Source organism: Halosimplex halobium, assembly GCF_051414055.1.
Lineage (GTDB): Archaea > Halobacteriota > Halobacteria > Halobacteriales > Haloarculaceae > Halosimplex > Halosimplex halobium.
This window is the reverse complement of record NZ_JBLKNX010000008.1, coordinates 160,022-175,124: the sequence shown is the minus strand read 5'-3', so window position 1 is coordinate 175,124 and position 15,103 is coordinate 160,022. Positions and strand designations below refer to the sequence as shown.

Annotated in this window: 6 protein-coding genes and 1 pseudogene; 6 read left to right on the top strand and 1 reads right to left on the bottom strand. The window is 65.8% G+C overall.

The window, feature by feature from the left end; genetic code table 11:
- Position 1: 1 nt before the first annotated feature.
- From ACMGFG_RS10155 to ACMGFG_RS10140, 4 genes are all read left to right on the top strand, one after another.
- Complete coding sequence (locus tag ACMGFG_RS10155; RefSeq protein WP_436930226.1) at positions 2-4,438, top strand: hypothetical protein; 4,437 nt, start codon at positions 2-4, stop codon at positions 4,436-4,438.
- A gap of 221 nt (positions 4,439-4,659) precedes the next feature.
- On the top strand, positions 4,660-7,848 hold the full coding sequence (locus ACMGFG_RS10150; protein ID WP_436930225.1) for a tubulin-like doman-containing protein: 3,189 nt from the start codon (positions 4,660-4,662) through the stop codon (positions 7,846-7,848).
- 342 nt (positions 7,849-8,190) lie between these two features.
- Complete coding sequence (locus tag ACMGFG_RS10145) at positions 8,191-9,126, top strand: AAA family ATPase (protein WP_436930224.1); 936 nt, start codon at positions 8,191-8,193, stop codon at positions 9,124-9,126.
- Between the two features lie 3 nt (positions 9,127-9,129).
- Complete coding sequence (locus ACMGFG_RS10140) at positions 9,130-12,042, top strand: hypothetical protein (RefSeq protein WP_436930223.1); 2,913 nt, start codon at positions 9,130-9,132, stop codon at positions 12,040-12,042.
- 28 nt (positions 12,043-12,070) lie between these two features.
- Here the strand turns inward: ACMGFG_RS10140 and ACMGFG_RS10135 are convergent, their stop codons facing one another.
- Positions 12,071-12,661 (bottom strand): GNAT family N-acetyltransferase, encoded by a 591-nt coding sequence (locus tag ACMGFG_RS10135; protein WP_436930222.1) that lies wholly within the window; start codon positions 12,659-12,661, stop codon positions 12,071-12,073.
- Between the two features lie 136 nt (positions 12,662-12,797).
- Between ACMGFG_RS10135 and ACMGFG_RS24265 the strand changes: the two are divergent.
- Together ACMGFG_RS24265 and ACMGFG_RS10130 are read left to right on the top strand one after the other, a co-directional pair.
- Positions 12,798-13,016 (top strand): annotated as a pseudogene (locus ACMGFG_RS24265) (hypothetical protein); the annotation flags it as partial.
- 226 nt (positions 13,017-13,242) lie between these two features.
- Entirely contained in the window at positions 13,243-15,102 is a 1,860-nt protein-coding gene (locus ACMGFG_RS10130) for a hybrid sensor histidine kinase/response regulator (protein ID WP_436930221.1), read from the top strand.
- The last annotated feature ends 1 nt before the right edge of the window (position 15,103 follow it).

Below are 15,103 nucleotides of genomic sequence, written 5' to 3'. Positions count from 1 at the left end.
CGTGACGGGCGAATCACCGAGACAACTGCGCGCCGCACTCGCGACCGGACGGTCGACGCCCGACGACGTTATCGACCGCGCGCTCGCGCACCTCGACGCCGAAGCCGACCCGGTACGCGAACAGGCGCTCCGGACCCTCGTCGCGGCGACGGAGACGCGTCCGGACCGCGTCATCGACGTCGTCGACACGGTCGATTCATCGTTACGTCCGGGCCGCGCACTGACCCCCGAGGAACTGGCCGCGCTGCGCGATCTCGCCCGCCGACGGCCGCGCGCCCTCTCGCCGCTGGCGGGTTCGCTCGGAACGGCGCTCTCGAACCCTGACGAGTCAGAAGTCCGTCCCGCGCTCGCTGCTGCGCTCCTCGGTGACATCGGCGGGGCTGCGCCAGGCGTCGTGAAACCGGCTCTCGGACCGCTCGTGGGTCTCACCGGGAGTGCAGTGACCGACACCGCAGTCGAAGCGGCGTGGGCGGTGACGAGAACCGCGACGGACGAACCCGCGATGCTCCGTCCGGTCATCGCCGGTCGGGTCTGGGATCTGGACAGTGACGACCCCGCGACTATCGTCGACGCGCTCGAAACGCTCGGCCGGGTCGGGTGGTTCCTTCTCGACCACCTCGCCGGTCTCGACGAGGTCGCGGCGCGTGTCGACCACCCCGTATCCGATGTCCGGGCAACGGCGATTCGAGCGCTGGGGCGTATCGCGGACATCCAGCGAACCGCGACGCTCGGCGTCCCCCGTCCGGACCGTGTCAAACCGTATCTCGACCGGATCGCCGCTCGGCTGGCGGATCGGGACTCCGGCGTCCGAGGTGCGGCCGCGATCGCGCTGAAGCAAGTCGCTCGCCAGGACTCCAGCGCAGTCCGCGAATACCGCGACGACCTCCTGCGGGTGACCGATGACGACGACTGGGAAGTCCGCCGCGCCGCGCTCAAAGCAGTTGAGTATACGTTCGACCCTGGCACCTTCGATTTACACCGGTTACAGGAACGAGTCCTCCCGTGTCTCGCCGACGGCGACGGCGACGTCGAGAGGGCTGCGATCCGCCTGCTCCTGACTGTCGTCGAGGAGATCCGGACGGACTCCCCCGACATCACGACCCATATTGTCGACGTGCTGGTATGGGCTCAGTTCACGTCGCAAGGCCTCTTCGAGACCCTGAACCCGCTCTACGAACTCGAAGACCGCGGCATTACGCTCCCCGACATCCCGCGGTACGTGGAACTCGCCCGAGCGACCGCCGAGATGGGCGGCGTCGCGGACCAGCAGGCGACGGCGAAACTGTGTGGCGTTATCGCTCGCCAGTCACCCGACCACCGGCTGGCGGCGATCGGGATACTACAGTCGCTCCTCGCGGACGACGAAGGGGCGCGCAGACAGGTGCTCGAGGAGTTCGAGACGCTGGTCGAAGCCGATCCGGCCGTTGCCCCCCTGCTCTGGCACGTTACCGAGAGTGTCTTCAAATACGACCCCGCAGTAAGAGACGATGCGGCGCGCGTACTGACCGCGTGTGACACGCGGAACCCGGCGTTCCTCGGCGACGCTATCGAACTGCAGTGCCGATCCCTTCGAGACGAGCTGGAGGGCGACGACGAAACCGAGGACGAAGACGAGGGCGGGAACGGTGACCTGGACGATCTGTTCGGCTCCGGACCGAGTGGGGCTTCGCTGGAGCCGTTCGTCGACGCGTCACCACAGCTCGTAACTGACGCTGCGCTGACGCTGCTCGACTCTCTCCCGGCCGGACATGACTCCACGGAGTCCAGCGCGGAACTCCTCGCCCAAGCCGTTGCGAACGGCGGCACTGTCGACCAGGAGACTGCCGAAACCCTCGAGGATATCATCCGTGCCGAAGACGCGTCGCCGTCGGTCGTCGCGTGGCTCTCCACGGCCCTTCTCCTCGGCACAGCGGACACGGAGAGACGCGACCGGGCTATCGACCGGCTTCACTCGTTCGCCGAACGCGACGAAGACACACCGATCCTCGGCTGTCTCGGCCTCCTCGCGGGCGACACACCGAGATTTGCCGCCCGTATCCTGGTGAATCACCCGCCGATCGCTACGCTGCCGGAACTGAACGTCGAGGCCCTGACAGAGGCCGTCACCGCTCATCCCCGCCTGTATCTCCGCTGCCGAGGCCGTGAATCACCGTTCAGCGCCCGTCCGGTAGCCCCGGGATACGCGAACGACACGGGATGGCTCGGCGACCTCGTCGAGACCGTCCCCCAGACGATCCCTGCGGCGAAGTGGCTTCGAGACGGGTTCTGGAGCGACGACGGCGAGGTCACGGCGAGTCTACTCGAAGCCGTCGGCCGTGATGCTGCCGTGTCGGGCGACGGCGAATCTGAGGGCTGGACCGCGCACCCGAACCCCGATGTCCGCCGTGCGGCCACCGCCCTCGGCGAAGACGGCGCTGAACCTTCGGAGCCCTCCCTCGCCCATTTCGAGGGGGCCGGAGACGCCACGATGGAGCGGGTCGACGAGATAGCGACGCACCTCGCGGCGACCGACCCCGACCACTGTCGGCGCGCAGCCGAGTTGCTCGTGACTGTCGGCGCTCACGATCCAGAGCTTCGACCATACGTTCGCCAACAGCTCCTCACAAGTACCGTCACTCTCAGCGAAGTAGCAGCCCCCGACTCAGTTCTCGGGGCGCTCGTAACTCTCGCCCCCGAGTCCACTGGCGGTTCCGCACTGGCGTCCGAATCGATCCCACTCGGTCCTCTCGATCGAGACACGCTTTCCCCGGTGATACGGCAGTACGCGCGGTTCGGGACGCCGCCCGTCCGAGACGTTGCACTGTGTACGTTGCGCTCGCTCCCGGCCGAAACGGTCGATTCACCGGTCGAAGACGTACTCGTCGAACGACTGCGCGACCCGGACGCCCTCGTCCGCGCGCAAGCCGCGCGAACAACGGCTCACCTCGCCGGCGACGGACTCGATGTCACGACGCCGCTCGTCGACGCGGTCGTAGACGCGCTCGACGGGCCGCGACACGTCACGATCGCCTGCTGCGAAGCGCTGGGTCACTGCGGAGCCGTCGACCCGACCGTCACTGACCGCGCCGTGTCGGAACTCGAAATCCGGCTGCGAGCCCGCGAACGAGGCGTCCGACGGGCCGCAGCCGCCGCGATCGCCCGCATCAGTGATGTCGAAGCCGGCGCGCTCGCACCTATCACAGGCACGCTCATCGAGCGGTTCTGCCAGGACCGTGTCGTCCGGGGCGAACTCCTCCCGGCGATAGCGACGCTTCCCCTCGACGAGATCCCGAGACGCGACCGTGTCGCCGAGGCGGGACTCGCGGTACTCGTCGAGACAGACCGTCCGCCAGTCAGCCAAGCAGCCGGGCGCCTCCTGACCGCCATCGTGGACGAAGCTCCCGGGTCGGTACGCAGACATCTCGACGCCGTGTCCGACCGTCTGGAAGACCAGTACGACGACGCGATCATATCTGGTCTCGCTGACGTCGGGGTAACACCGCTCTCGCTGTACTGGTTGCTTCGAGTCGTCGGCACCTGTACACGGGACGATCCGCGCATCGCCGACCGGTTCGACTGGCTGATCTCGGAGGCAACTGACTCCATGGACGGTTCGGCTTCTGGCGGAACGTACGGAGTGTCCAGCGACGACCACGTCACCGCACGCGCCCTGGCTCGGGCTACGGCACGCGTGGCGGCGCTCGGTGGATTAGACTGCTACAGGACGGTACTCGAACACTGGCCCCGAGACCCGACGAACCCGGACCCGGAACCGGCAGAGACCGCACACTTCCTCACGGTCACGGACGAAGCGTCCCGCACGGACACGCTGGAAACGTTCGTCGAGCACGCGTCGTCGGATCGCGTCGACTCCGTCGTCGCGGAACTCCTCGATCACGAGATAACGCTCAATCGAGACGAGGCGATCTTCGACTCCCTCACAAAGTTACTCCCCCTCACAGGGGACAAACGGCTTCACCGACGAGGTATCTCGGTCCTGCTCGACGCTAGCTACGACCGAAGCTGGGGGATCCGCGTCGATGCCATCGAAACGCTGACCGAACTCGGTGAGACAGATGTCGTCCCTGCCGACGAAGTCATCGCACACCTCTTCGATCTGTTCAGCGATGGGACTCGAGTCCGTGAAACCGTCGTCGAAGCGGTGGTAAACCTGTTACAGCACGCGGAACTCGACCCCGAGACGGCGCTCACAGCTTCAGTCGAGTACTACAGTGCGTCGCGCGACCGGCAGAACGTGCGAACGGCGGCGATCCGTCTCGTCGGTGAACTCGGAACACGGTACCCTACCGTTCGTGACCGGGCAGTGACGACGCTTCTGGAAGCCGCCTCGGACGATGACCGACAGGTTCGCCGGCAGGCGGCCGACTGTCTCACGGAACTGGAAGCCGTCGGGCGGGACCCACTCCCGCCGTATCGAGACCGTATCGAAGACACCTAGCTGTTGCGATAGGACCGGTTTCGGCTCGACTGTCCTCTCCGGCGGCGCGTTCCGCGGCGGCCCGGTCGGGGAACCGCTCGCCGCAGGCGAGGTGATCTACGGGGCGATCGGTCGCCAGTGGCCGGTAATCTAACAGTCAGCTAATCGAGCGAGACCGCGATCTGGTCTATACTTTGTCACTACCCTCATCTATAAGTTGCTAAATTATAATGTGTCGTAGGATGGCTGTTCAGGACGACTTTATCGATTTTCCGGATGTCGTTGTCGGTATCGGGGGTGCAGGGAAAGGCGTCGTTTACGACGCGTTGAATACGGATTGGATTCTGGAGGCGGGACTCGATAACCACCAGGGAAGCGGACTGTTCGACGCGCACGTGCTCGAGACTGACCAGAGTCAGAGATCAACCGACCGAGACCGGATCGACGAAATTTCACGACGGATCGAAGAGACTGCACAAGCTCTCGAACAGGGGGGCGTTTCCCATCGGCTGGAGTATCTCGATCTAGTCGATGCCGCAGATGCGGTCGCAAATACAGACCTGCTCAGACAGGACCAGGTCGCCCAACAGGTCATCGATTCCAGTGAACTTTCGACGTGGTGGTTGACTGCCGACGACGCCGAGTGGGATCTCGAGTCGTTCGCCCACGGAACGATACGTAAACGGGCGATCGGCAAGGGACTGTTTCACGCCGCGAAAGCGCGCGACGGGATGGACAGCTTACTGTCCTCCCTCAACGCGGGCGAAGACGTCGTCATTGTCGCCGGGCTGGGCGGGGGCACGGGATCCGGTGTGGCGCTAGATCTCGCGCGAGAAGCGGCGGCTGGAGCGAGTATCCACCTGTTGGGACTGCTCCCGTCTCGGGATAGCAGCTCGGACGCACTGATCAACGCCTATGCGACGCTTTCGGAACTCGAATACTGCTTTCTAACCGATCGATCCCCGTTCGAGAGCGTCGTGCTCGTTGATCCGCCCGGTGACGACTGGAGCGAAACGACGACGGTCGCAGTCAACGCCTTAGTCGGACACGCCAATCTATCACGCGGAACTCGACGGCTGAACCCCTCCCTCGATGTGGGTCCCCCCAGGCATGCTCCATTTACCGTTGCGACTGCTGGCATCTCACAGTACACGACCACGTCAATTGCGGAGTATGAGGCGGTGTTTATTCAATTCCTCGAGGACAGGACCGAGTCTCTCGACCACGAGTTACAGTTCTACGGAGCGCTCGAGGAGGAATTACCGAAGTACCTCGATGCATACGAGACGGGTGATACCGGCGTGGAAACGGTCTTCGACGAGGAGCAACCGGAGCACCAGAACGTGGTCTTCTCTCGATTGCGGGACTCGGAGGTGTTTGACCTGGTCGAGCGGATTGAACACGTCCGTTCGCTACTCGAGGATGAGCTGCCCGAATCGGTCGCGACCCGTGCGATCGAAGACTGGCTGCACTGGTTCGATCAACTCGAGAGTAGTGTAACCGCGCCCAAATCTGATCTGTCGCCGTCCGAAGAGCGTCGCAGGAAACTGCGGATTATCTACGACAGGGATCCGGATATCTCGCCGGAGAAGTACGACGACATCGCGTCGCGGAAGTTGACGAGTTGCCTGAATACCGAACTCGAGGCTATCCGAGCGCGCGCTCGCCTAGTAGCGAGCGCACGGCTATTCGAAGCGGACCGCCCTCAGGATCTGCTCCGGACGATACTCGACCGCGAGCGTGGTCCCATCGTGCCGCAGCTGTTCGATGCGGAAGACGAGCTCCGCGACCGACTCGATGAGCTTTCGGACCGAGCTACAACGATCGAGCAAACTCGAGACGAGGTGGCCCATCTCGTCGAAGACGCTTCGCAAGACTGGATAGCAGACGTGCATACCGATCTCGAGTGGGTAGCCGCGTTCGAGAGCAATTACCGCAGGCTGGAAGAGCTACATACCGCGTTAGAAGAAGCGCTCGAGCGCTTCGCTCACGATATCACGCAAGCCAGCTCTCCGGAAAACAGCCCGGAGCTGGAATTCTCCCAGTTTCAGGAACTAAACGACTTACGGCGGAAACTGGGTATGGAACCGATAGACGAGACGCGTATCCGGAACAACGTCGAAGCAGTCAGAACAGCTAAGGAGATAGCTATCAGATTCGAACAAGCGCACCTGCTGAAACGGTGGCTACGCAGGGACGAGTTACGCGACCAATATCACGACGCTATCCGGGGGATTCAGGACGACCTGTTCGAAGTCGAACCGAACGAACCGTTCGAAAGCCGATTTCGCTGTCGGTTCGTCGGTGGCTTCGACGTATCCAGGGTTCGAGATGAGTACGAGAAACGCATCGATCGAATCCTCACAGCGCTCGATGAACGTCGCGAAGCGCTCCGGCACGAACTCGTCGACAGGGGTCCCGACGAAGTAGATCGTGTTCAGTGGCCGCCCGATGCCGAACGAGTCGACCTCGACCTTGAGTCGGCCATTGAATCACTGGAAACGGTCTCAGACATCGAATCCGAGATCCGGACGATTGCGGAGCGTCGCCTGCGTGCTCAGTGGGTTGAACCGTTTGACGAGGCGCTCGACGCTACCGACGACCGGCTTGCCGATCTCGAACAGCGACTCGAATTTCTCCGGACCGTAGAGGAGATCAATCAAACGCATGCGACCGAGTTCACGCGCCGAGATGAGGATCACTGGGAGCACATCCGTTCGGAACTCGACGCGGTGTTGTCGACGGACGATATGGGTATCGTCCGGCAGATATCGCCCGACAATCCGGAATGCCTGATCCAAGCGTCGTCACTGGATGATGTCGAACTACAAGACGAAGACCGAGAAGCCCTGGAGGGGGCCGTTACCGACTCTGTTTCCGCACAGGCCAGCCGACTCCCGGTCGTGGAGGAGACGTATCGCTCCGGGGGAGAGCGAGTCGATCACCACCGGGTCGAATCGGTATACCTGAGTCCCGGGTTCAAATCCGGCGGCCCGCTCGACGACCTAGAACTGTCCGAGGTCGGGGGGCCTCTGCGCCAGCGGTTCGAGGCCGACGGGGACACGTATCAGTCAACTGCTCTCCCCGATGGCCCCCCGTGGGGTGTATCCGCGATGACTTTTGTCGGTGGCGTCGCCCTGGACGCTCTCGAACCGGTCGCCGGTTCGGGGGGGTACAAACAAGCGTACGAGAAAGCCCTCGAACGGGCGGGCTCGCCACTACTTCACCACGCGTACGGGGTGGACGGTGACGATACCCGGTTCGTCGAGGAGGGTGACGGGATGATCGTCGCTCGGAAGTCGTTGCTGGACCTCACTGACGAGCGGGACCTGCAGTTACTACGAGACCCCGATGTTGCCGACTCTCTTCTCGGGGATCACTATCGGTTCACACCGTTCCATAGCAGCGTTACGACCGGATCTAAACAGTAGACGGCGTCTACCATGCGAACGTGACAACGCCCGCCTACTCTGTTTCGACCGGTGTCACGCTCCTGTAACCGGTATCGCTGTTTTGAAGTAGTAATCTGATTCTCACACAACTGAATGGATCGGGGACCGTTCCACCTACAGTGGGAATATCTTTGTCGGTGAATCGTAGATTGTTCGCAAACCACGAAGACGCCCGACAGTAACACCATCGATCCGCCGTTTACAATGACCTCACAGGAAAGCCAGGGCGGGGAACTGATACCCCACAGGAGACGCGAAGATTTCGATTACGCGGTCCCGGAGAGCGTGCCGCCATTTCACGACACGGGTCAGTTGGAGCGAGTGAAGGCGGTCGTTCGGAACGCCCGCGAAGCCGAGAAACTCCCGCGGTTCTGGTTCACCGGGCCGACGGGGTGCGGGAAGACGACGGCGGTCCGTCGTCTCGCTCGGGACCTGGACGCGCCGCTGTTCACGGTCCAGGGGCTGTACGACATCCGCGAAACCGACCTGTTGGGTAGCCCGACGATGCTCGACGGGACGGTCTACTGGCAGGACGGGCCGGTGACCAGGGCGCTCAGATCGAGCCAGCAGCGCCGGACGGTCCTCCTGTTCGACGAGGTGAACCGGGCTCGACCCGAGGCGAAAGGTATCCTGTTCCCGATCCTCGACGGGCGCGCCAAAGTTCACACCGGGCGAGGGAACGAGATCGTCGAGGCCGACCCGTACAACCTGGTCGTCGTCGTCACGACCAACGAGGGTCCGGAATACTTCGTCGAACAGCTCGACCTCGCCGAGCAGCGCCGTTACGGCAGTAAGTTCGAGATGACGTACCTCGCGCAGTCGGACTTCGAAGCCGCGGTCGAACTGTTCACGAACCGGACCGAGGTTCCCGGGCCGCTCGTACGGGTCGTCCTCACTGCGGTCAACGAGGTACGCGACACCGCGACGCGCGCGGGGTCGTCGGTCGAGCGGGGGATCCCGACGGCGCTGGTGCTCGAGTGGCTGAAAACCGCCCGAATCTACGACGACGAGGGGGTCGACGACCCGATGATGACCGCCTTCCGAGACGCGCTACTCCGGCCGTTCTACGACGAACCGGACGCCGTCTCCACGGTCGTCTCCACGGTCAGGTCGTACGTCCAGAGCGCCCCGCTCGGCGAGGACGCCGCCAGGGAGTGGGTGGCGTCCGACCTCGCCGGCCGCGTCTCGGGCGACGACCGCTCGACGCTCGTCGAGAACGTGCTCGCCGGGAGTGCGATCGACGAGGACGACATCTGACCGATGGCCGCGGGCGAGGACGGTTCCGACGTCGGGCGGGCGCAACTACGACGCGTGCTCGAGAGCCTCGGGTCGGTGTACGGTGACGACGAAGTCGATATCGGCTTCGACGACGAGCTCAGGGTCGAGGAGCGGCGGACGTGGGACGACGGGGCGTCACACGAGTTCGTGCTCCCGGCCAGGGTCGACGAGTACCTCGACGCCGACCTCTCGCGCGACCGGGAGTACGAACTGCTGCTCGACACGGTCAACCACCTGTCGTACTGTCGGCGGGTGGACAGCTGGGACCGGACCGAGTCGTTCGCGGCGGGGACCGCCCATCCGGAGCCGATCGCGACGTTCGTCCACCGGATGGTCGAACACGCCCACGTCACCGCGGCCCGCCTCTCGGAGTACCGGGGACTCGCGGGGGCGTACGCTCGCCGGATGGAGGCGACGTTCGACGAGCGACCCCGCGTGGACGGGCTCCGGGAGGACGCCGCGCTGCTCGAAGGCGTCCGCGAACTGGCCTACACCGGGCGAGTCGCGGGGCTGGAGTCGGCCCCGGAGAACGTCCGCGGGACGCTGTCGTACGTCGGGACGGAGCTCGACCGGGTCCGCGATCCCGGGGCCTCCGCCGAGCTCCGGGACGAGGTCGCGAACCGGGTGCTGGAGACGGTGGTCGACCGGCTGTACCACCCCCGAACGGCCGAGCGACACCTCCGCGAGGACCTGGATCTCCCCTTTCAACACGCCTCGACGCTGGCCCCGGAGACGGACGCCGAACCGCGGGAGACCGGGTCGGAGGAGTCCGACGAGCCGACCACGGCGAGCGACATCGTCGAGCTGATCGGGACGGTCCCGCTCCTCCCCGTCGTCCTCGCGGCACCGTACCTCGGCTTCGAGGACGCGCTCGAATCGTTCTACAGGCCGCTCCCCCAGGGGCCGTTCAACCTGCTCTTCGTCCTCTATCCGCTCCTGTTCCCCGTCTTCGTCGTCTGGGGAACGTGTCGGTCCGTCACGAGACGGTTCGGCTACTGGGAGCCGATAGTCGACCGCGCCTCCGGGGCGTGGAACGCCATCACGGACGCGACCGCCTGGCTCCGAGCGGGCCTCAGGGGCGGGGTCGAACGGGTCCGGAGCGCCGTCGACTCGACCGCAGGCAGGGCCGCAAGCGCCGTAAACGCCCGCCTCCCCGGCGGTCGGGAGGTCGATCTCGACTCGCTACTGACGGGGTACACTCTGCTGTTCGTGTTGCCGTACGAACTCGCCGAGTACGTCGTCGGTGAGGAGCACGTCGACCCGTTCCTGGAACCGTTCGCGGACCGGGTGCCGTCCGGTGGGATCGCGCTCGTCCCGTATATGCTCTTCCTGCCGCCCCTGGTCGGCGCTCTGTTCCCGGTATTCCTGGTCTGGCTGTTCGTCCGGCTGGCGGCGCTCGCCGCCGGCGTCTGGGAGCCGCTCGTCGCTCGCGCGGGAGCGCTCTGGCGTGCCGCCGTGGCGACGTTCGGTCGGCTCGGGAACGCGGTTCGGGAGGGGCTTCGCCGTATCCCCGCGCTGATCGGATCCACTCTGCGTCGAACGGCCGAACTACTGCGCCGGTGGTGGAACGGGCTCGTCTACGCCGCTCGACGCGGTCTCGCGCGTGCCCGCGGCGACCACTGGAAACGCGATCTCCCCGAACGCCTCGACGAAGACCGTCTCGCGGCTCAGATCGGAAACGACACGGACGCCGTCGCCGAACCCGAGCGGAGCGAGACCAACGGTTCCGGCGGGAAAAACGAGCGCAGCGACGAGGACGACCCCGGAAGCGGCGACGGGGACGCGGCAACGGAGTCGGCGCCCGGGGACGCGACGACCGACGGCGTCGAGACCGACGAGGGAGACGTGGTCGCCGAAGCGGCCGAGCCGAACGAACGGGCGGACGACGCGTCGTCCGCTTCCGAGGCCCCCGTGGAAACGGCCCCGGCGGGGACAGGTGAGGCCGAGTTCACCGAACGGCTCCTGGCCGACGCGGAGCGCCGGTCGGCATCGTCTCCGGGGGAGGTGAGCATCGTGGACGTCGAATACGAGGGGAGCGACGGGACGGTCATCGACGAGGCACTGAGCGACCTCGCGAATCTGGACCGCCGGACGAGCAGCGAACTGCAGGGACTCAGGGCCGACCGCGACGACCGGATCGGCGAGCACGGTGACTCCCAGGAGGTGCTGGACGCGATGAGCGAGCGGGGGCTCGACGAGACGATCCGGGAACTGCTCGCGCAGTTCCCGCCGGAGGAACGCCGCGAGGTGCGGGCACACACCGGCCATCGACTCGATTTGCCGGCGGTCGCGCGGTCGGCGGGCGGACGCCTCCCGAACGACGGCCTGTTCACTCGCCGCCGTCACACGGAGACCGGGTCGCGGTGTCTCGGCGTGGCGATCGATCTCAGCGGCAGCATGGACGGGTTCGAGGCGAAAGTCGCCCTCGCGGCGCTCGCCAGCGCGGCCGATCTCCTCGGTGACGAGTTCGTCGCGGCCGGGTTCCACGGGCGGGACCGCTCGGTCCCGCTCGTGACCGGACCGAACGAACCGTTCGAGCCCGCGCACCTCTCCTCGGTCGGAACCGGCGGGAAAACCCCTCTCGCGGACGGGATCCGGGAAGGCCGTCGACTGCTGCGTGGCGCGAACGCGAACGAACGGATACTGCTGGTTGTCACGGACGGCGCACCGAACGTCGGCCTGTCGGACAGTTCGGACCCGAAGTCGGACGCCCGCGAACAGATCGAACGGAGCCGACGGGACGGGATCGGGGTCATCGGGGTCGGCGTCGACTCGGCGTACGGGATGTCGGACCTCTTCGGTGACGACGCCTACGTCGAAGTGAACGACCGGGCGTTCGCGGACCGGCTGTTGGACGTCTATCGCGACCAGGTCCTCCGAACGCAGCGGCACTGACGGCCCCGACTTCGACGGGAACCGGTGGTCAGTCAGCGGTGTCCGGCGGTGTCCAGACGTAGATCCCCGCGGCGCACTCGCAGGGGGTCCCGCAATCGGGGCACTCGCGCTCGTCGTCGAGCGAGCGGTAGAAGTCCTCGACAGTGTCCATCCGCTCGAAACCCATCTTCTCGAAGAGGACCGACGAGTCGACGGTGTGGGGTCGGAGCCACGCCGTCCCGATGGCCGAGTCCACGCCCGCCTTCCGGGCGAGTCGGAGTCTCGCGTGCATCAGAACCGTTCCGATGCCGTTGCCTTCCCACTGCTCCCGGACCGCGCTGGCCTGGAAGATGGCGACCTCCTCGCCCAGCGGATACTCGGTCAGCGGGACGGTGAATCGGTCGTCGGCGTCGTCGCTGGGCAGACAGATCACGACGCCGAACCCGATCACCCTCTCGACTTCCGTCGCGACGAACCCGTAGGCCGGCTTCTCGTCGTGGAAGACGGCGTCCAGCACCTGGGAGATGCCGAACCCCGTCCGGGACTCACAGAGCGATTCGATCTCCCGTCTGTCGATCGCCTCGGCCGCCCGTAACTCGACACCGGCCGGCAGGACGATCGGGTCGTCGAGATTTTCCATCGTAGCTCGGGTCCGAAGCGTTGGTCGCTGGAGCCGGGATGCGTTCCAACCACCGATATCGAATCGGTCCTCCCGTAAATCTCTGTCCCCGAGACGGGTCTGAGTTCACTGGCCGACCGCCACCCGGACGGCCGAGCGAGCGCGAGCGGCGATCGCGGCGACCGGCGACAGCGAGCACGGACGGCTGGCGACCCGGATCGCCCGGCCGGCCCTCGAGACGTTCGACCACGTCCCGGCCCGCATCGAACGGGGCCACGCCAGCGGGACGCGTTTCCAGGGCGATCTGGCGCGGGTCGAGCTCTACGCCCGCGCCGCGCCCGCCGCGACCGCGTTCCTGGCCCGGCGGCTCGACTAGCCGGCCTCCCGACCGGAGCAGCCGGCCCCGATGTCCGACCCGGCAGATCGACGGTCCGGGCGGACACTCCAGGGCCTATCCCATCGGCGGCGGTTCGACGCCGAGCCGTCGGCGGGTACCGCTCCGGCGACGGGACGACCTGTCGCGGGAACCGGACGCCACTCGCGCATTCAGCGTTGATAGCTGCGACCCAACGCTTATTCGAACGTTCGGCCGAGTACCACAAATGCAACCATCGACGTCGATCTCGGGGGAGATTCGGGTGCTCCACGTCGATGACGACCCGGATCTCGGGGATCTCGTGGCGACCTATCTCGAACGCGAAGACGAGCGGCTCGCGGTCGAGACAGCGACGACCGTCGCCGACGGGCTGGCCCGGCTCGAGGAGGTAGCTATCGACTGCGTCATCTCCGATTACGACATGCCCGGTCGGAACGGGCTGGAGTTCCTCGAGGCGATTCGGGCGGACCGACCGGACCTGCCGTTCTTCCTGTTCACGGGCAAGGGGAGCGAGGAGATCGCGAGCGACGCCATCTCGGCCGGTGTCACCGATTATCTCCAGAAGGAGACGGGGACCGAGCAGTACGCTCTGCTCGCCAACCGCGTCGTCAACGCCGTCGAGCGAGCGCGTGCGGAACAGGCCGAACAACGACACCTCCGGGCGATCGAGACCGCCCAGGAGGGCATCAGTATTCTCAACGCGGACGGGGAGTTCATCTACGTCAACGACGCCTACGTCGCGCTCTACGGGTACGACCGGGCAGAACTGCTCGGTGCGCACTGGTCGCTCCTCTACCCCGACCGGGACACCCAGGAGATCCAGAAGGAGATACTCCCGGCGGTGCGGGAACACGGGTTCTGGCGGGGGGAGACGACTGGCCTCCGCGCGGACGGGAGCACGTTCATCGAGGACCACCGGCTCGCGACGACCGACCACGGCGAACTCGTCTGTACAGTGCTCGATACGACCGACCACCGGCGACACCGACAGGCGATCGAGGAGCTACACAGTACCGCCCGCGCGTTCATCCAGGCCGAGACCGCCGAGGAGGTCGCGGAGATCGCTGCCACGGCGGTTCGCGACATCCTCGATATGCCTGCCAACGGGGTCCACCGCTACGACGAGACCGATAACGGATTGGTCCCGGTCGCGTGGACCGACCGGACGGAGGAACTCGTCGGCGAACCACCGGTCTTCGAACCGGGCGAGGGGATCGCCTGGAACGCGTTCGCGTCGGGCGAACCGCTGGTGTACGACGATATCGCGACGAACGACGACCGGTACAACCCGGACACGCCGATCCGGAGCCAGTTAGCCCTCCCGCTGGACGGCCGCGGGGTCCACCTCATCGGGTCGCCGGAACCCGCCGCGTTCGACGAGACGGACGTCTCACTCGCGAAAACGGTCGCCGCGCACGCGACGGCGGCGCTCGAACGCGTCGAGCGCGAGCAGGAACTCAGCCGACAGAACGAACGGCTCGCGACGTTCACCGACATCGTGAGCCACGACCTGCGAAACCCACTCAACGTCGCGATCGGCCGCCTGGAGTTGGCAGAAGACGCGTGTGACTGCCCGCATCTCGCGGATGTCGACCAGGCACTGCAGCGGACGGAAACATTACTCGACGATCTCCACGCGTTCGCCCGGGCCGGGACGGCGACGCTCGACCCTGAAAACGTCAACCTCTCGAACAGCAGTCGCGCGTGCTGGGAGCACGTCGAGACGGGGCCAGCGACGCTCGTCACCGACGCCCAGCAGGTGATCACCGCCGACCGGAGCCGCCTCCAGGAACTGCTGGAGAATCTCTTTCGCAATGCGGTCGAGCACGGGGGCGATGGGGTGACCATTACCGTCGGTGATCTGGAAGACGGGTTCTACGTCGCCGACGACGGGCACGGAATTTCGGCCGAGGACACGGAAGTCGTGTTCGACTACGGGTATTCGACCAGCGAGGACGGAACGGGGTTCGGGCTCTCGATCGTCCGGGAGATCGCCGACGCGCACGACTGGGAGCTCCGCGTCACCGACAGCGACGCGGGCGGCGCGCGCTTCGAGATCCGCGATGTCGAGACCGGCGGGCCGTGAC